Source organism: Streptomyces sp. MB09-01, from assembly GCF_033794505.1.
Classification (GTDB): domain Bacteria; phylum Actinomycetota; class Actinomycetes; order Streptomycetales; family Streptomycetaceae; genus Streptomyces.
The window spans coordinates 57,756-76,641 of the sequence record NZ_JARAYQ010000003.1 but is presented as its reverse complement, the minus strand read 5'-3'; the positions used below and the strand labels follow the sequence as shown (position 1 = coordinate 76,641).

Sequence of the window (18,886 nt, the reverse complement as noted above, 5' to 3'; positions counted from 1 at the left end):
GAAGGCCGGGCACATACCGGCCGCCGGGCCCGGCATCACAGCATCCCGAGGTCCTGCGCCCGGTGGACGGCCTCGCTGCGCCGGGTGACGGAGAGCTTGCGGTAGATGCTCTTCAGGTGGGTCTTCACCGTGTTGGCCGACAGGTACAGCTCGGCCGCGATCTCCTCGGTGGACAGCAGCTCGGCGGCCTTGCGCAGCACCTCGGTCTCCCGCCCGCTCAACGGCTCCACCACGGGCGGCTGCTGCCCGCCGGCCGTCGACGCCGGCGCGCGTACCGGGGTGCGGGAGTGAAGCCAGCCGTGCAGCCGGGCCAGCTGCGGGTCCCGGCGCAGGATCCGGCGCACCCAGGGGCCGCTCTCCGTGAACATCCGGCGCAGTCCCTCCGGCCGGGCGAGCCCCAGCGCCTCCCCCAGCCGCTGTCGCGCCTCCTCGGGATCGCCGTCCGCCGCGGCGAGCTCCGCCTGGAGCAGGCGTGCCCGTGCCCGTATCGGAGCCGCCACGCCGTCGTCCGCGGGCATGCCCGCGAGGACCTCCGCCGCACGGTCCCCGTGGCCGGCGGCCAGCAGGGCGCGGGCCCGGACCACCACCTGCTCCGGCCCCTCGGCGTCCACGCCCTCTGCGCCGTCTGCGCCGTCTGCGCCGTCCAGGACCTGGAGGGCCGCGACGGCGTCGCCACGTGCCAGCTGCGCGGCCGACTCGGCCACGGCCAGCGCGGCCACCGCCCAGGAGTGCAGCCGTACCGGCGCCCCTGCCGTCCGCAGCGCGCGGAGGTCGGCGAGCGAGGCCTCCGCGTCGCCCTCGGCCGCCGCGATCCCGGCGGCGGTGACGGCAGCCAGGACCGCGACCACGGGCTCGGGCCGGGGCCCCGCCTCCGAGCGCGCCAGGTCGAGGTGGCAGCGGGCGGCCGTCAGGTCGTCCTGATGGACGGCCACGCCCGCGAGGGCGAGGTGGCCGGCACCGGTCCGGCGCTCGGTCGGCAGTGCGCACTGCTCGGCCACGGCGAGCGCGGCGCGGGCGTGCACGACCGCCTGCCGCAGCCGGCCGCGCACCAGCTCGGCCAGGGCCAGTGAGCCGAGCGCGTCGCAGAGCGGGTACTCCGTACCGGGCTTCCCGCACACCTCGACGGCGGAGGTCAGGACGGACACCGCGCGGTCGAGGTGCCCGGCGCCGAGCTCGGCCGCTCCGAGACCCGCCAGCACCAGCGCGCGGATCTCGGGGCGCTCGGCGAGCAGGCGCGGGGGCAGCTCCGGGAGCAGGCGCTCGACGTCGGCTGCCGCCCGTTCGGTGGCCGTCAGGTCGTCCGCCAGCCGCCCTGCGAGTACGCCGATGAACGCGCGGGCCAGCCGCGCCGCCGGACCGGAGTCCGGGCCCGGGTGCGCGTCCGCCCGCCGCAGCCCGGCCTCGCATCCCGGGAGGTCCTGTTCGGCCAGCCGGCAGGCCGCGCCGACCAGTGCGGGAGCCGCACCCGTCCGATCGGCCGGCATGCCGGCGAACGCCCGGCCCAGCTGATCGGCTTCCAGGCCGGTGAAGAGCCGGCCGATCGCCAGGTTGTCGACCACGTGGGCCGCCGCGAACTGCCAGTCGCCGGCGGCCGCGCCCTGGACGACCGCCTCGGTGAGCCGGCCGGTGCGGGCCAGCCAGCGCGCCGCCCGGGCGTGCAACCGGGGTTCGAGGCCGGGACGGCGCCGGCGCAGGTGCGCGCGCAGGACTTCGGCGAACAGCGGGTGCAGCCGGTACCAGGCCGATGCGTCGATCCGTTCCAGGAAGGCGTTGTCACGGGCCAGCCCGGCGAGGGTCCCGGCGGCGTCGTCGCGGCCCGTCAGCGCGTCCGCGAGGTCCGGATGGATGCGGTCCGTGACGCAGACCCGCAGCAGCAGGTCCTGCGTGAGCGGCGGCTGCGCGTCGAGCACCTCCTTCAGGAGGTAGTCGGCGATGATCGTGCGGTCGGCGGCGAACTGGCGGAGGAACGTCTCGGGGTCGGCGCTGCGCTGCATCGCCAGGGCGCACAGGCGCACCCCTGCCGCCCACCCCTCGGTCCGCTCCACCAGCAGCCGGATCCCCTCCTGGGAGACCGCCAGCCGGTGCTCGCCCAGCAGCGCCTCGGCGTCCTCGTGGGTGAACCGGAGGTCCGCCTGGCGGATCTCGGTGATCTCGCCGGCCGCCCGGTAGCGGTGCAGCGGAAGGAGCGAGTCCGTACGGCCGGTGAGCACGATGCGCAGGCCTCCGGCCGCGTGCCGGAGCACGAAGTCCAGGCCCTCCGCCACCGCGGCGGGCGGCTGGGCCGTGTCGAACTGGTCGAGCACGAGGACGGCGGGCTGCGCCGACTCGGCCAGCCCCTCCGCCAGACGCACCAGGAACGACCGGGTCACTCCTTCGGCGCGCGTGGGCCTGCCCACCCCGGCCGGCAGCGCCACCCCGCCCCGGTGGAGGGCCTCCAGGACGTACGCCCAGAGCGCGCCGGGAGCGTCGCCCGGCTCGACCGTGAGCCACACGGGGGGACGCGGCCCGGGCCCGCCGGCCGCCCAGTGGGCGGCGAGCACCGTCTTGCCGGAACCGGCCGGACCGTTGACGAGGGTGAGCGGCCCCCGTACCCCGGCCGTCATGCGCTTCAGCAGCTCGGGCCGGTGCACGAGGAGCTGCGGCACGGCCGGAACGGCGAATCGCGCCGTGAGCATCGGGTCACCTGACGGTGCCGGCCTCCCGTGCGGCGGACGCACGGGTGAGTCGGGCCCTGCGGGGTTCTCCATGCGGTCACCGGGGTCAGGTCAGGTGGTCTGCGGATACGGATACGGATACGGATGCGGCTGTGGGTGCGGGCTGTGGGCTCGCCCGCGCTCTCCACTGAAACCGTGATCAGTAGTGATCACCAGTCGTGTCACCCGGATCGGGTGATGTGTCCCGTTCGGCGCAGGCCACGGCCCGGTTCACGGCGCCTCGGCCGACGACAGGGCAGCCTGGGGAGGGAGGTCCGCCCGGGAGCCCTTCGCACGTCGACCGGGCGGCCCTTCCACGGCGGCCTTGAGCGGTACGGCGGGCCGATGACCGACCGGCCGACCGACCGACCGGCTATGCGGCTTCGACGGGGAACTCTCGTAGCCCGGCCGACTGTCAGTCCCGTTCGCTACTCTGCGGCCATGACGGAGACGACAATCGAAGCATGGCCAGAACCTCCGCTCGCCGGCACCGAGGCAGCAGCCGTCCTGGGCGCCCTGGAGCGCCAGCGGGCCACGCTGGCCTGGAAGTGCTCCGGCCTGGACGCTCTTGGCCTGCGCGCCACTGTCGGCGCATCCAGCATCACTCTGGGCGGCCTGCTCAAACACCTGGCGCACGTGGAAGACAGCCACTTCGCCCGGCTGTGGCTCGGCTCTGCCGTCGGCGCTCCCTGGGACACCGTCGACTGGGACAGCACTCCTGACTGGGACTACCGCTCCGCTGCCGAGGACTCCCCTCGGCAACTGCTCGCCCTCTGGCAGGAATCAGTCGCTCGCTCCCGTGCCATCGTCGACGAGGCACTCGGCGCGGGCGGGCTGGAACAGCTCGGCGCCTACACCACCCCGGGCGGCGAACGCCCCAACCTCCGCCGCATTCTCCTGGACCTTGTCGAGGAGTACGCCCGCCACGCAGGTCACGCCGATCTCATCCGCGAATCCGTCGACGGCCTTACGGGCGAGGACCCGCCGAGGTGAACCAGGTACGCCGCGGGACGGGGTGCGGGGTAGCGCAGGCCTGACGAGATCCGGACGAGACGGCCTTGCCCGAGAGGCCGGGCGGCTGCCTCGAATCCGCCCCTTGGCGTCGGTGCCGGTTCTACGCTGGGCGGTGTGGGGGCGAGGGGCGAGCGTTCGAGTCCGGCTACGCGAAACGTGATGCGCTGGCCGCTGAGCCTGCACGTCGGCGTCGCGCTGCTGCTGGCCGCCTCCACGGCCTGCGTCGTCGCGGGAGCGCTCTGGTTCGTTCTGGGCACGCCCCGCCTGCACGTGACCGGTCCGCTCAAGCCCGCCGACGTCTACGACGGCATCAAGATCGCTCTGGCCGTGGTCGCCGGCATCGGCGGAGTGACGGCCCTGGTCGTCGGCTACCGGCGCCAGCACCTCAACGAGGCGAGTGAGGTGCGCGAGCACGACAGGGGGCTCACCGACCGGTTCGGCGCAGCAGCCGATCAGCTCGGGGCCGATCAGCCCGCTGCCCGGATGGCGGGTGCCTACGCCATGGCCCGCCTCGCCGACGAATGGCTCCGTGAGCGGCAGACCTGCATCGACGTGCTCTGCGGCTACCTGAGGATGCCCCACGCCCCGGACCCCCCGGCTGACGAGCCGTCCCTCGCCGCCTGGCGGCGCGAACGTGAGGTACGCAAGAGCGTCCTGCGCCTCATCGCCGCCCGCCTGCGAGACGACTCGACCGAAACCTGGCAGGGGTACGACCTCGACTTCACCGGCGCCGTCATCGACGAGGCCGACTTCCGCGGCGCTCGCTTCACAGGCGGCGAGATCATCTTCGTCAACACGCTCTTCGTCGGCCATGGTCGTGACCAAGTGGTTTTCGACGAGGTCGAGTTCGCCGAAGGCTGCCACGTCTACTTCCGCCTCGCCGAGTTCCGCAGCGGGCACGTCCGCTTCGACCGGGCCACGTTCAGCGGTGGCTGGGTCACCTTCGACAGCGCCCGCTTCACCGGTGCCCGTGTGAACTTCCGCGACGCCTCCTTCACGGCGGGAGAAGTCCGCTTCGAAGACGCCGAGTTCTCGGCCGGCCTCGTCGATTTCGCCGGCTCGGCCTTCACCGGCACCGCCGTGAACTTCGGCGCGCGCCCTCTCGCGTCCCTGCACAGCACGGTTCCGCCCGCACGATTCTGCGGTGGCACCGTGGACTTCTCCCACGTCGCGACGTTCGCCCGCCCACCGCGCTTCGGCCTGCGATCGACGCCCGCAGGACTGTTGCTGCCGCTCGGCACGAACGTCTCCGACGTGCCATGAGTCGCGACAGTCCGTGGCGGAACCGGCAGGATGTACGAGTGAACCAGGTGACCATCAGCGAAGAAGACCGCCGGCTCCTCGGACTCTGGGCGGCCGACTGCGTCGAGCGGGTGCTGCCGCTGTTCGAGGCGAAGGCTCCCGGTGACACCCGCCCGCGCGAGGCGATCGAGGTCCTGCGCGCCTTCACGCGCACGGGGAAGAGGACAGCACGGTTGCGCTCCGTCGCCTGGGCGAGCCACAAGGCCGCAGGCGAGGTCGGCGATCCGGCTGCCGCTGCCGCCGCGCGCGCCGTCTGTTACGCGGCGGCGGCCCCGTACATCCACTCCTTGGCCACCCCTCACCAGGCGAAACACATTCACGGGCCGGCCGTATACGCCGCGCTGGCTCGCGAGCTCTCGGCCGGCGATGACACCGCCGTCGGTGACGAGGAGCTGCGATGGGCGATCGAGCACGCGTCGCCGGAAGTACGCGCGCTGGTGCGGCTGATGCCGGCCTGCGAGCCGGGTCGCAGCCGACTGGCCGTGCTGCGCCACCGGTTGGACGCGGCCTTGCGCCAATGACCCGTCGGGCGGGCTCGCACCGGCGAGCAGTGGCTCACGGATAATGGCGACCAGCCGAAAGGGCGGCTCGTGTCGACTGGGGGAAGAGCCATGCGCACAGGTGTGTATCTCGCACATCCGCGGTCAGGAAGCTTCAATCACGCACTGTTCGATGCGGTGGTGGAAGAGTTGCGCGGGCGGGGATGTCAGGTGGTGGCGCACGATCTGTGCGCCGAAGGATTCGCGCCCGTGCTCTCCGCCGGGGAGACGGGGACGGTCGAGTCGGCGTCACGGGCCCACGATGCGCAGGTGGAGCTCCACCGGGCGGAGGTGGCGACGCTCGACGCCTTGGTGTTCGTCCACCCGAACTGGTGGGGCATGCCGCCCGCCGTCCTCGCCGGCTGGGTGCAGCGCGTGCTCGCGCCCGGCGTCGCCTACAAACTGGGCACCGCGGAGGGCGAGCCCGCGGGGCTCCTGAAGGCCGGCAAAGCGCTCGTGCTGAACACCTCCGACACGCCTGCCGATCGCGAGACGACCGAATTCGGGGATCCGCTGCACAGCATCTGGTCGGCATGTGTCCTGCCGTACGTGGGAGTTGCCGATGTGCGCCGGGTCGTCTTCCGCACCGTCACCGATTCGGACGAAGAGCAACGCGAGGCGTGGCTCGACGATGCACGCCGGCAGGCCGCCGCGCTGCTGACCTGATCCGCGGCGATTCGCCGCAGGCGCCTCCTGACGGGCAAGGAGGCGAAGATATTGCCGGATGCGGCCACGCTGGCCAGAAATCCGCGGCCAATTTGGTGACAAGCGCACTGATGTTTCATCATTGTGACAGCACGTCAGCTCTTGGCGTGCGTCGAGGAGGCGGGGGCGCCGGGGGGTCCCCCGTTCACACCGGCCGAAGTCGCAGGCGAGTTCTTGCTCTCGCCGTGCGCCGCCGGGGCTCCCGTCCCGTTTCCGTCACCAAGGCAAAGGCCCATGTCCGTCCAGCAGCTCTCGGACCTCATACGTTTCGCCCGTCACAACTCGCCCTTCTACCGAAACCTTTACGCGTCCCTGCCGCCGCACGTCGACCGCCTCACCGACCTGCCGGTGGTCGACCAGCAGGAGTTCTGGGCGGCCAACACCCTTCACGACAGCCGCGTGCTGACCGGCCCGCTCAGCGAGGCCACGGTCTACAAGACCGGCGGCACCACCGGGTCCCCCAAGTTCTCCGTCTACACCCGCGACGAGTGGCGCACCTTCGTCACCTCCTTCGGCCAGGGCCTCGTGGACACGGGTCTGCGCCCGGGACACCGCGTCGCGGACCTTTTCTACGCCGGGGAGCTCTACGCCAGCTTCCTGTTCGTCCTCGATTCGCTCGCCCACGCGCCCGTGGAGAACGTCCGCCTGCCGATCGGCGGCGGCGCGCCGCTGGAGACGACGATCCCCACGCTGCGCGATCTCGCCGCCCAGGTGCTGGCCGGCACGCCCACCACCCTGTGCCGGCTCGCCGAAGAGGTCGTCTCCACCGGTGCCCGGCTCGACTCCGTCGAGCTGCTGTTCTTCGGCGGCGAGGCGCTCTTCGACGACCAGCGGCGCCTGCTGGCCACCGCGTTCCCTCGTGCCGAGGCACGTTCCGTCGGATACGCCAGCGTCGACGCCGGCCTCCTCGGCCGCCCCGTACCGGGCCCCGACGCCCGGGTGCACCGCGCCTTCACCCCGTACTCGGTCGTCGAGATCCTCGACGACTCCACCGATGAGCCCGTCACCGAACCCGGGCGGCCCGGCCGCGTCGTCGTCACCAGCCTCTTCCGCCGGCTCATGCCGATCATCCGCTACCCCGCCGGCGACCGGGCCGAGTGGACCGGCACCGGCCCCGGGCACTTCCGGATCCTCGGCCGAGCCGAGGAAGGCGTACGGGTGGGCCCCGTCTCCCTCTACACCCAGGACGCCCAGGACGCCGTGACCGCGGCGGACACCGCCGGGCACGTGGTCGGCATGCAGCTCGTCGTCCGCCGCTGGGACGGCCGCGACGGGCTCGTCCTGCGGCTGGCGACGGCCCCCGGCGACTCCGGCCACGGCCGGGAGCAGTTGGCCGGGGCCGTCATCACGGAGCTGGAGACCGTACGGCCGCTGTATCCGGAGAGCGTGCGCGCCGGGTTCGTGCACCCGCTGTCGGTGGAGTGGGCACGCCACCGCGACCTCGCCCTCAACCCGCGCTCGGGCAAGCTCGTCCGGGTCCTCGACGAGAGGCCGACCGCATGACCGCCGCACCCGTGACCGAGGAGGCCACGAGCGAGGTCGCGGCCGGCGGCCGGCGCGCGCCGCTGGTCCTGCGCAACCGTGCCTTCGGCGCCGTCTGGCTCGGCCAGGTCCTCACCCAGGCCGCCGTCCGCATGTTCCAGGTCGGCGTGTCCTGGTGGATCGTCGCCTACGCCGTGCACGACGCCCGCGGTCTGGCCTCCGGGCTGTTCATGGCGGCCTGCACCCTGCCCGCCGTGGCGCTGGCGCCCGTCGTGGCGGCGGCGGTCGGCCGGTTCGCCCACCGCTCGGTCCTGCGGACCGCCGCGGCCCTCGCCGGGGCCGCTTCCGGCGCCCTCGCGCTGTGGGCGTACGGCGGCGCGCTGCCGCTCACCTCCGTGTACGCCGCCGCTCTCGCCCTGGCCACCTGCCAGGCCTTCTTCGACCCCTGCCTGACCACCTCGGTGCCCGAACTCGTCGACGACGCCGACATCGAGACGGCCACCGGCTTCGAGCTGTCCACCCAGTCCCTGGCCGGCCTCGGCGGAGCGCTGCTCGGCGCCCTCACCGTGGACCGGGCCGGCGTGGCCGGCCTGGCCGTCGGCTGCGCGGCCGCCTACGTCGGGGCGGCCCTGCTCGTCGCGAGCGCCCGCTTCCGCCCCATCGAAACCGTCGAAACCGCCGGGGCCGACGAGGCCGACGGGGCCGACGGGGCCGACGGGGCCGACGGGGCCGACGGGGCCGCGGCAAACGTGCCCCAGCGGCGCGCGCTCCTCCGAATCCTGGGCGAACTGCCTTACGTACGGCGGATCCTGGTCTGCTTCACCGCGGCGAACCTCTTCACCACCGCCGTCTTCGTCGTCATCCCCCTCTACACCCGCTCGGTCCTCCAGGGCGGTGGCGGCACCGTGGCACTGCTCGAGGCTTCCCTGGGCGCCGGCGCGCTTCTCGGCGCCTTCACCGGCACCCGTGTGCCGGGCCGGCCCACGGTCGCCGGCGCCTGGTGCCTGGGCCTGATGGCCCTCGCCCTGGCGGTGCCCGGGCTGGTCGCCCACCGCCCGGTCGTCGCGGGCAGCCTGGCCGTGGCCGGATGGTGTGCCGGGGCGGTCAGCGTCCGCTTCGTGGCCCTCTTCCAGCGGCTGGTGCCGACGGCGGACAAGCCCGGCTTCTTCGCCGTGATGCAGGCCGTACTCGGCGCCTCCCTGCCCGTGGCGTCGCTCGTGTTCGGCTCCGCCGGCGATTTCCTCTCGCCCCGGACGCTGTGCCTGGTGCAGGGGGCGGGCCTGGTCCCCGCCGCCTTCGCGCTGGCCCTGCTCGGGTCCCGTAGGCCCGAACCGCCCGCGGCAGATGCGGACGCGGACGCGGGCCACGGCACGGAACCCGTCGGAGGTGCCCGGTGAACCCCGTCATCACGGCGGCCACCTCGGCGGACATCGCCGAACTGCGCCAGCTCTACTACGCCGTCTACGGCCCGCACTACCCGGTGGCCCTCGGCACCGACCCGGCCGAGATGGCGCGGCTCATGGAGGACCCGCACTCCCTGTGGCTCGTCGGCCGCTGCGCCGGCACCGGGGCCCTGACCGCCTCCGCCGCCATCCACGGCGAGCCGGGCAGCCGTATCGGCCGCCTGGAAGGCATCGCCGTCCACCCCGGGCACCGCTCCGGGGGCCTGGCCGCCGCCCTGACCGAGGCGCTGTGCGCCGGGATGCTGGACACGGGGCGGCTGGACTCGGTGTACGCGACCGTACGCACCGTCAGTTCCGGACCCCAGCGCGTCGTCGCGCGCAACGGCTTCCGCCCGCTGGGCATCCTGCCCAACGCGGTGGACCTCCGCAGCCGCGAAAGCCTCGCGCTCTACGCGCGTCACTCCGCGGGTGTGCTCGACCGCCGGATCCCCGTCACCGAAGTGCCCGCCCCCCTGCTGCCGTTGCTACGCACCGCGGAGGCCGCCCTCGGCATCCGCTACCGGGGGGTCCGCGCCGCCGGCCCGCTCCCGGAACCCGCTCCGCGAGGGGCCGCCGAACGGCTGGAGATGATCGAGGCTCCGGCCTTCGTACGCCGCCGCTTCCGCGAGCGGTTCCCCTGCGCCGAGGGGTGGTTCTACCCGCTGCACACCCCGAACGTGCTGCTCACCCCGGAGGACGGCCGGTTCGAGGTCTACGCCTACCTCAACCGCGCCGGCGGGTACGCCTCCCTGCTGACCGCCCACCCCGTCCCGGCCGCCGCGGCCGCGTACCTCGAACCCGTCACCCGGGCCCTGGCCCGCGCCGGTGCCGGTTACGTCGAGGCCCTGGTGCCGCTCGCACACCAGGAGGCCCTTTCGGCCTTCCTGTCCCAGGGGTTCGTCGCCGGCGCCCTCTACCCGGCGATGCGCGCCGACGGCGACGGCTTCCACGACTACGCCGTCCTGTCCCGATCCAGCGAGCGGATCGACTTCCGCGGCGTCGCCGTCGAGCCGCCCCTCCAGCCCTATCTGGACTGCTACACGTCGGCCTGGGCGTCGACCCATCTGCCCACATCACCCGAGGTCGCCTCATGAATCCCATGAACACCACTCACCACATGAACCCCCACCTCGCACCGGTCTCCGTACCCGATCCGGCCCTCCTGCCGCACGTACAGCAGCTGTGCGACCTGACCGATCCGTACGCCTTCGGGCCCGCGGAGGACGCGCTGTTCGCCGCCGCCATGGCGGAAACCAACGCCTGGCACACCGAGCGCTCCCCGTTCTTCCGCTCCCTGTACGAGGCCACCGCGCCGGCCGAGCCGTACCGCACGCCACTCGTCCACGCGAACTTCTTCAAGCGCCACGAGGTGCTTTCCGTCCCGCGCGAGGACGTGGAGCTGCACCTGACCTCCTCCGGCACCACCGGCCAGAAGTCGCAGATGTTCTTCGACCACTGGACCATCCGCTCCGCCCAGCGCATGGTGGCCAGGATCTTCGAGCGCAACGGCTGGATCACGCCCGAACAGGAGGTCAACTACCTCCTCTACAGCTACGAGCCGGCCCCGTCCCTCAACCTGGGCACCGCCTTCACCGACAACTACCTGTGCGACTTCGCCCCCGCGCGCAGCGTCGAGTACGCGCTGCGCAACACCGGCGGCGACCACGAGTTCGACCCCTTCGGCTGCATCGCCGCGCTGCGCCGCTTCGAGCGCGAGGACGCCCCGGTCCGCATCCTCGGCTTCCCGGCCTTCCTCTTCTTCACCCTGGAGCGCATGCGCGCCATGGGGCTGCCTCCGCTGCGCCTGCCCGAAGGCTCCCTCGTCGTCCTCGGCGGCGGCTGGAAGGGCCACGCGGACCGGCGCATCGGCAAGGAGGAGCTGTACTCCCGCGTCACCGAGCAGCTGGGCATCCCGGGCGAGCGGATCCGGGACACCTTCGGGTCGGTGGAGCACTGCATCCCGTACATCGAGTGCGACCACCACCGGCTGCACGCCCCCGTCTGGTCCCGGGTGACGATCCGCTCCACCCGCACGCTCGAACCGCTGCCGTACGGGGAGCCGGGCTACCTGCACCTCGTCTCGCCGTACATCACCTCGGTGCCGGCGCAGAGCGTGGTCATGGGCGACCTCGCCTCCCTCCAGCCGGGCGACGCCTGCGCGTGCGAGCTGGAGACCCCCTGGTTCACCGTCCACGGCCGTGCCGGGGTGAGCCGCAACCGCAGCTGCGCGGTGGCCGCAGCCGAACTCATGAAGGGCATGGCGTGACCGTGACGGAGACCAAGGCCGCGTACGAGCCGCACGGCGAGGGCGCCGCGCACCACTACTGGCAGGGCGCGTTCATCGGCGACGAGGAGGCCGGACGCCGCCTCGCCGGCCTGCCGGCCGCCGTGGAGGCCGCGCTGGCCGAGGGGCTGGAGACCGAGACCGTCCTGGCCGCATGCGACGCCCTCGCCGGCGCCCTGTGCGACCCGGCCCACCCGGTGCACGCCCGGCTCGCCCCCCACCTGCCCGAAGGCGAGGACCCGGCCGTCCTGGCCGAACTCGGCGGGCTCCTCGGCCGGCGGGAGCTGACCCGCAAGCTGCGCCGGGAACTGGGCGGCGCGGCTCCCGGCCGGCTGAACCGGGCCGATCCGCGCGAGACGGTCTACGAGGCCTGGGCGCCCGTCGGCCTGGTCGCCCACATCGCCCCGGGCAACGCCTCGACGGTCGCGCCGCTGAGCATCGTCGAGGGCCTGCTCGCAGGAAACGTCAACGTCCTCAAGACCAGCAGCGCCGACACCCTCCTCACCCAGCACCTGATGGCCGAGCTCGCGGCCCTGGACCCCAGCGGCGCGCTGGCCGCGCGGATCGTCGTGCTGCGCTTCCCGTCCTCCCGGCAGGAGTGGCTGCGCCTGATGTGCGCGCCCGCGGACGCCGTCGCCGTATGGGGCGGGGAGGGCGCGGTCGAAGGGGTGGCGGCCCATGTGCCGGCCGGCTGCCGGCTGGTGGAGTGGGGGCACCGGATCTCCTTCGCGTACCTGACGGTCGACGCCTGGTCGGATGCCGGGACGCTCGACGCCCTCGCGGACGACGTGTGCCTGCACGAGCAGCAGGCGTGCTCCAGCCCCCAGGTGGTGTACCTCGACACCGAGGACGAGGGCGAGGTGTTCGCCTTTGCCGAGCGCTTCGCCGGGGTGCTCGCGGCGCGGCCGCCGGCCGTGACCGCCGCTGCGGCGGGCGGGCCGGACCCCGCCGAGGAGGCCGAGCTGACCACCACGGAGCTGGTGGCCCGCCTGGAGGAACACCTGGGTCTCACCCGGGTGTTCGCCGCGCCCGACGGCTCGTGGCGGGTCATGGCCGACACCCGGTCCCCGCTCACCGCCTCGCCGCTGCACCGCAGCGTGTGGGTGAAGCCGCTGCCCCGCAAGCGGCTGATCGCCACCCTGCGCCCGATGCGCCGCTACCTGCAGACCGCGGGCCTCGCGGGCAGCCGGACCGACATCGCCGAGCTGTCCCGCACCGCCCTGGCGGCGGGCGTCACCCGTGTCACGCCGGTCGGCGCCATGCTGGACAGCTACGCCGGCGAGCCGCACGACGGGGTCTACGCCCTGCAGCGCTACAGCCGGCGTGTCGCGGTCCAGGCCGACACGGCCCGCTTCGCCACCACCGCCTGCCTGGACGACCTGGCCCGGCCCGTCGTCCTGCCGCCGCCCGCAGGCCCGCTGCTGGGCAAGGAGGACGTGCAGGAGCTGGGCCCGCAGGTGGCGCGGGCCGATGCCGAGCTGTACTTCCGCAGCGGCGGCAGCACCGGCGCGCCCGCGCTGTCGGTCTTCAGTTACGACGACTACGACACCCAGATGCACGCAGCCGCTCGCGGCCTGCTCGCCGCCGGCTACGACCCGGTCGGGGACCGCACGGCCAACCTCTTCTACTGCGGCGCCATGTACGGCAGCTTCATCAGCTTCTTCTCCGTGCTGGAGCGGCTCGGCGGCGTGCAGCTGCCGCTGTCCGCCGGGCCGGACCACCGGGCGACGGCGCAGGCGCTGATCGACCTCGGGGCCGACACCCTCTTCGGGATGCCCTCCTACCTGTGGCAGCTGCTGCACGCGGAGGAGGAGGCGCTGCGCGCGTACGGAGGCCTGCGCAAGGTCTTCTACGGCGGCGAGCACTTCACCGAGGAGCAACAGCGCACGCTGAAGGAGACGTTCGGGATCGAGGCCGTCCGCTCGATCACCTACGGCAGCACCGACCTCGGCCCGCTGGGCTACCAGTGCACCGAGAGCTCCGGCGGCGTCCACCACCTGCACGCCGACCTCCACACGATGGAGGTCCTGGACCTGGCCGAGGACCGGCCGGCGGTTCCGGGCGAGACGGGCCGGCTGGTCTTCACCACGCACGCCCGGCGCGGCCAGCACCTGGGCCGGTACGTGATCGGTGACCTGGGCCGGGAGGTTCCGGGCCGCTGCCCGTGCGGCCGGCACGCGCCCCGCTTCGAGCTGCAGGGGCGCACCGGTGACGTGATGCGGGTGGCGACGCACTTCCTCAACCACCGGCGCTTCCTGGACCTGGCCGGGGAACAGGGCGGCTACCGCGGCGAGTTGCAGGTCCGTCTCGACAGTGCGGACGCGCGGGAACTGCTGACCGTACGGGTGGAACGGGCCGGGACGACGGATCCGGAGCGGCTGCGGGAGCTCTTCCTGGCCGGCTACCCGGAGCTCCGCTCGGCGGTGACGGAGCAGCTGCTGGACCTGGTGGTCGAGGCGGTCGACGGCGCGTCGCTGGACCGGAGCCCGACCAGCGGCAAGCTCCTCGCGGTGGTGGACGCGCGCCGCTAGGCGGTCGCGCGACCCGTCACCGGCCATGCGCCGTCGCCCCCGGTCCGCGACCGGGGACGACGGCGCATGCCGACAAGGACCCTGAGTTCCAGGACTGTTCACCCCTGCGTGACAGTGGTCTATACCTTTAACACTAGGGTGGGTCACCTGAAACGGGCACATGCACAGTCGTGGGGGGCTTTATGACCTTTCATCATCTTCCGCAGCCACCTTCCGACGAAGAGCTCTACTGGTACTTCGGACCGCAGCGCCGCTGGGTCCTGGTCGCCACCTCGCTCGCCTTCGTGTTCACGGCGGCGACCATGTTCACCTTCGCCCTGCGCACCCCGGCGCCCTGGGCCTTCCTCGCCGTCCTCGGCCTCAACCTCGTGGCCCTGGCGCTCTCTTCCGTCAACAGCCTGCGCCAGCGCCGGCTCACCCGGCAGTCGCACCAGGTGCTCGTCCACGCCTGGCGGCCCGCCGCCCTGCCCGGCGTCGACCTGTACCTGCCGACCTGCGGCGAGCCGCTCCCCGTGCTGGCCAACGCCTACCGCGCGGTGGCGGAAGTGGACTGGCCCGGCGACGCGTTGACCGTCTGGATCCTGGACGACGCCGACCGGCCCGAGGTCGCCGCGCTGGCCGCCTCGTACGGCTCGAGTACGTCGTGCGCCCCGACCGGGGGCACCTGAAGAAGGCCGGCAACCTCAACCACGCGCTCACCCTGAGCAGCGCCGAGTTCATCGCGATCCTCGACGCGGACTTCGCGCCCAGGCCGGACTTCCTGCGCCATCTCGTCCCGTACCTGGCCGACCCCGCGGTCGGCATCGTGCAGAGCCCGCAGTGCTTCGACACGGACGAGAGCATGGGCTGGATCCAGCGCGCCGCCGGCTCAGCGCAGGAGTGGTTCTTCCGGTGGATCCAGCCGTCCCGGGACGCCAGCGACGCCGCCATCTGCTGCGGCAGCAACGCCGTCTACCGGCGCAGTGCGATCGATCTGGCCGGCGGCTTCGCCCGGCTCGACCACAGCGAGGACCTCTACACCGGACTCGCCCTCCACGAGCAGGGGTTCCGCACCCTGTACGTGCCGGTGCTGGTCGCCAAGGGCACCTCCCCCGACCACGTCACCTCCTTCGTCAACCAGCAGTACCGGTGGGCGATGGGCCACCTCCACCTGCTCGGCACGCCCGTGCTGGGGCGGATGCGCGCGCCCTGGCGGATGCGCCTGTGCTTCTACGAGGGCATCGTCGGCTACCTGACCACGGCGGTGAACACCTTCGCGGCGCCACTGCCGCCGCTCGTGATGATGTTCTGGTACCCGGACCACATCCGGCCCTGGCACGTCCTGCCGCTGCTCGCTCCGCTGTGGCTCTGGCACGTCCTGCTGCCGCGGATCAGCCGGACCCGCTGGCGGGTGGAGGTGATCAGGGCCAACGTCCTGACGAGCGTGGCCGCCGCCACGGCGTTCCTGCACACGTTACGCGGCCGCAGCGCCGCATGGGTACCCACCGCCACGCGCAGTGCGGCGGCTCCCGGCGGGATGGCCCGCCGGGCGGTGGCCGTCTCACTGGCCTGGCTCGTCCTCTCAACGGCGCGGCCGCCGCGGGCTCTCGCTGGCCGTGGCCCGCAACGGCTGGGAACCCAACTGGGGGCTGTTCCTCTATCTCCTGGTGCAGTGCCAGATCAACGTCCCGCTGATCCGGGACCTGCTGGCCGAGCTGCACCCGGCCGCCGGACCGCTGCGCGCCCGCGTACGGGCCGCCCTGCGCCCCCGTGGCGGCATGCTGCCGCGCCGCTGGCCCGAGACCGTCGCCGCCTCCGCCGTCCTCCTGCTCACCGGCCTGCTGGCCTCGGGGTGGGTCGACCCGATGCTTCCCTGGCTGAGCTGAAAGGCGCCTCACCATGTCCTTCCTCCTGACGCCCGGCCGGCGGAGCCCTGCCGCGCCCCCGTCCGGATCCCCTTCCGGCGCCGAGTCCGGGCCCAGCCCGCACCGGTCCGCCTTCCGGCCCGACATCGAGGGGCTGCGCGCGGTCGCCGTCCTCGCGGTCCTCGCCTTCCACGCCGGAATCCCCTGGGCGACCGGCGGCTTCGTCGGCGTCGACGTCTTCTTCGTCATCTCCGGCTACCTGATCACCGGTCTGCTGGTCCGCGAGGCGATCACCACCGGCCGGATCCGGCTCGGGGACTTCTTCTCCCGGCGGGCCCGGCGGCTGCTGCCCTCGGCCGCCGTGGTGCTCGGCGCCGTGGCGGTCGCCGGAGCCCTGCTGACCGTACCGCTGCGCCGCACCGACGTGGAGCACGACGTCGTCGCGGCGGCGCTGTCCGTCGCCAACTGGCGGTTCGTGTCGCAGCAGACCGACTACCTCGCCGCCGGGCACGACCAGAGTCCGCTGCTCCACTTCTGGTCCCTCGCCGTCGAGGAGCAGTTCTACCTGGTCTGGGCCCCGCTGCTGGCGGTGCTCGTGCTCGGCACGGCCCGGGCGGTCCGCCGCGGCCGGGCCGTCCGCTACGTCGTCGTGCTGGTCGCCGCGCCGCTGACGCTCGCGTCGTTCGCCCTGGCCCTGCACTGGACGCGGCACTCCGTGTCCCTGGCCTACCTCGGAACGCCCTCGCGCGTCTGGCAGTTCGGCGTCGGCGCACTGCTCGCCCTGCTGCCCTGGCACCTGATGCGCGGGCCGCGACCGCTGCGGCTGCTGTGCGGCTGGGCCGGGGCCGCCGCGATCGGCTGGTGCGTCGTGTCGTACGACGCCGCGACGCCGTATCCCGGCCACGCGGCGCTCGTGCCGACCCTGGCCACCGCCGCCGTGATCCTCGCCGCGATACCCGGCCGGGGCGAACGGAACGGCCCGGGCGCCTTCGAGGTCGGAGGGCTGCTGGCGGGGCGGGCGCCGCGGGCCGTCGGCCGGCTCTCCTACAACCTGTACCTGTGGCACTGGCCGGTGCTCGTGCTCGCCGAGGCCCGGACCGGCCCCCTCGACTGGCCCGCGAAGACGGCTCTGACGCTGGCGGCCGTGCTGCCCGCGCTCGCCACCATGCACTGGGTCGAGCAGCCGCTGCGCCGCAGCCGTACGGTCTCCGAACTCCCCCGCCGCGGACTGTCGGTGGGCGTCACGGCCATCGTGCTGCCGGTCGTCCTCGCCCTGGTGGTGGGCACCACGACCCTGCACCTGCTGGGCCCGGCCGCCCCGGTCGACCCGAAGGGGCTGCCTCCGGGCGCCGCCTCAGGCCCCACCCTGCTCGCCCGGACCTCCGGCACCCAGCTCGTGGACGGCCCGGTGGTGCCGAGTCCGGTCCAGGCCCGGGCGGACTTCCCGCCGGACGGGGCCTGCGAGGTCGCCCCGGCCGAAACCCGCAGCCCGGAGTGCCTGTTCGGCGCCGTGGACAGCCCGGACCGGCTCGTACTGCTCGGCGATTCGCACGCCGGGCAGTGGTTCTCCCCGATGCTGGCGCTGGCCGCCGGACGGGGCTGGGCGCTGCAGGAACTGGTGAAGCAGGGCTGCCCGTTGCCGGAGCTGGCGGTGGACAGCCCCCAGCTCGGCCGCGCCTACCGGGAGTGCGACACCTGGCGGGCGGACACCCTGGAGAGGCTGAGGCAGCAGCCGAAGCCCCGGCTCATCGTGATCGCCTCCCTCAACCGCTACACCTCCGACCCGAAGCTCCTGGCCGAGGGCTGGGAGAAGACGCTGAGGCAGCTCAGGGCGCTGGGCGCGCCGATCGTCTACCTCGAGGACACCCCCGTACCCGGTACGGACATCCCGGCGTGCGTCTCCGGCAGCCCCGGGTCCGCCGGAGCCTGCGCGTTCAGCCGGAAGGACGCCCTGCCGCCCGATCCGCTGGCCGGGCGGATCTCCTCCGGCGCGCTGCCCGGCGTACGGAGCGTGAGCGTGAACCCGGTCCTGTGTCCGGGCGACGGGCCGGCCTGCCCGGCCGTGCTCGACCGGATCCTGCTCTACCGGGACGACGCCCACCTGACCGATGCGGCGGCCGTCGTCCTGACCGACCGGCTGGAACGGCTGCTCACGGAGGCCGGGGCGCTGCCTGCGCCGACCGGGTCCGCGACGCCGCCGCCCGGCGCGGACGGGTGGAGACAGCTGCTGCGGGACGACTTCGACGGCCCGGCGGGCAGTCCCCCCTCGGCCGCCCACTGGATCCACGACCTGGGCACCTGCTACCCGGGCTGCCCGGCACCGCAGTGGGGCACGGGCGAGATCGAAACCATGACGGACTCGACCGACAACGTCCGGCTATACGGGAAGGGTGCGCTGGAGATCGTCCCCACCCGCAAGGACGGGCAGTGGAGTTCGGGGCGCATCGAGACGCGGCGTGCCGACTTCGCGCCTCCGCCCGGCGGGATCCTGCGGATCGAGGCGTCGATCGCCCTGCCGGAGGTGACCGGCGCACAGGCGGCGGGCTACTGGCCGGCGTTCTGGACCCTGGGCGCGCCGCTGCGCGAGGGGTACACGGGGTGGCCGGGGGTCGGGGAGCTCGACGTCATGGAGTCCGTGAACGGGCGGGACACCGTCTTCGGCACCGTGCACTGCGGTGTCCTCGAAGGCGGCCCGTGCGAGGAGCCGGTGGGCCTGACCTCCGGTCGGCAGCCGTGCGCCGACTGCCGGACGGCGTTCCACTCGTACGCCGTCGAGGTCGACCTCGCTCCCGGCGCGGAGGAGGTGCGCTGGTACCTGGACGGCCGCGTGTACCACCGGGTGACGTCCGGCCGGATGGACGCCGGCACGTGGCAACGGGCCGTGGACCACGGGCTGTTCCTGATCCTCAACGTGGCCGTCGGGGGCAAGCTCCCGCTGGCCGACGGCGCGACCGTCGGCCCCGCCACCGACCGGGCCATCCGATGCGGGTCGACCACGTCACCGTCTCGGCCCGGGAGAAGCGCGCCTGACCAGCCCTGCCGGCCGGCGG

10 protein-coding genes and 2 pseudogenes are annotated in these 18,886 nt (G+C 73.6%); 11 read left to right on the top strand and 1 reads right to left on the bottom strand.

The window, feature by feature from the left end:
- Positions 1 to 35: 35 nt before the first annotated feature.
- The gene (locus PV721_RS01420) at positions 36 to 2,675 is read right to left on the bottom strand and encodes a LuxR C-terminal-related transcriptional regulator (RefSeq protein WP_319720887.1); all 2,640 of its coding nucleotides are present in this window, start codon (positions 2,673 to 2,675) and stop codon (positions 36 to 38) included.
- A gap of 459 nt (positions 2,676 to 3,134) precedes the next feature.
- Between PV721_RS01420 and PV721_RS01415 the strand changes: the two genes are divergently transcribed.
- The 11 genes and pseudogenes from PV721_RS01415 to PV721_RS01365 all read left to right on the top strand — a co-directional run bounded on the left by PV721_RS01415 (position 3,135) and on the right by PV721_RS01365 (position 18,866).
- Positions 3,135 to 3,686 (top strand): DinB family protein, encoded by a 552-nt coding sequence (locus PV721_RS01415; RefSeq protein WP_319720886.1) that lies wholly within the window; start codon positions 3,135 to 3,137, stop codon positions 3,684 to 3,686.
- A 180-nt stretch (positions 3,687 to 3,866) separates the two neighbouring features.
- Positions 3,867 to 4,970 (top strand): pentapeptide repeat-containing protein, encoded by a 1,104-nt coding sequence (locus tag PV721_RS01410; RefSeq protein ID WP_319720885.1) that lies wholly within the window; start codon positions 3,867 to 3,869, stop codon positions 4,968 to 4,970.
- Between the two features lie 38 nt (positions 4,971 to 5,008).
- Positions 5,009 to 5,530, top strand: coding sequence for a putative immunity protein (locus PV721_RS01405; protein ID WP_319720884.1), 522 nt, complete (start codon positions 5,009 to 5,011; stop codon positions 5,528 to 5,530).
- Positions 5,531 to 5,620: 90 nt separating this feature from the next.
- Positions 5,621 to 6,214, top strand: coding sequence for an NAD(P)H-dependent oxidoreductase (locus PV721_RS01400; RefSeq protein ID WP_319720883.1), 594 nt, complete (start codon positions 5,621 to 5,623; stop codon positions 6,212 to 6,214).
- A gap of 273 nt (positions 6,215 to 6,487) precedes the next feature.
- Positions 6,488 to 7,756 (top strand): phenylacetate--CoA ligase family protein, encoded by a 1,269-nt coding sequence (locus PV721_RS01395; RefSeq protein WP_319720882.1) that lies wholly within the window; start codon positions 6,488 to 6,490, stop codon positions 7,754 to 7,756.
- A complete protein-coding gene (locus PV721_RS01390) occupies positions 7,753 to 9,132 on the top strand; it encodes an MFS transporter (protein ID WP_319720881.1) in 1,380 nt (459 codons plus the stop codon). The genes PV721_RS01395 and PV721_RS01390 overlap by 4 nt, the downstream gene beginning before the upstream one ends.
- On the top strand, positions 9,129 to 10,271 hold the full coding sequence (locus PV721_RS01385) for a GNAT family N-acetyltransferase (protein ID WP_319720880.1): 1,143 nt from the start codon (positions 9,129 to 9,131) through the stop codon (positions 10,269 to 10,271). The genes PV721_RS01390 and PV721_RS01385 overlap by 4 nt, the downstream gene beginning before the upstream one ends.
- Positions 10,272 to 10,294: 23 nt before the next feature.
- On the top strand, positions 10,295 to 11,443 hold the full coding sequence (locus PV721_RS01380; RefSeq protein ID WP_319720913.1) for an acyl-protein synthase: 1,149 nt from the start codon (positions 10,295 to 10,297) through the stop codon (positions 11,441 to 11,443).
- Entirely contained in the window at positions 11,440 to 13,992 is a 2,553-nt protein-coding gene (locus PV721_RS01375; protein WP_319720879.1) for an acyl-CoA reductase, read from the top strand. Before PV721_RS01380 ends, PV721_RS01375 begins: the two co-directional genes overlap by 4 nt.
- A 182-nt stretch (positions 13,993 to 14,174) precedes the next feature.
- Positions 14,175 to 15,857, top strand: a pseudogene (locus tag PV721_RS01370) (glycosyltransferase family 2 protein).
- A gap of 13 nt (positions 15,858 to 15,870) precedes the next feature.
- A pseudogene (locus tag PV721_RS01365) lies at positions 15,871 to 18,866 on the top strand (acyltransferase family protein).
- Positions 18,867 to 18,886 lie beyond the last annotated feature (20 nt).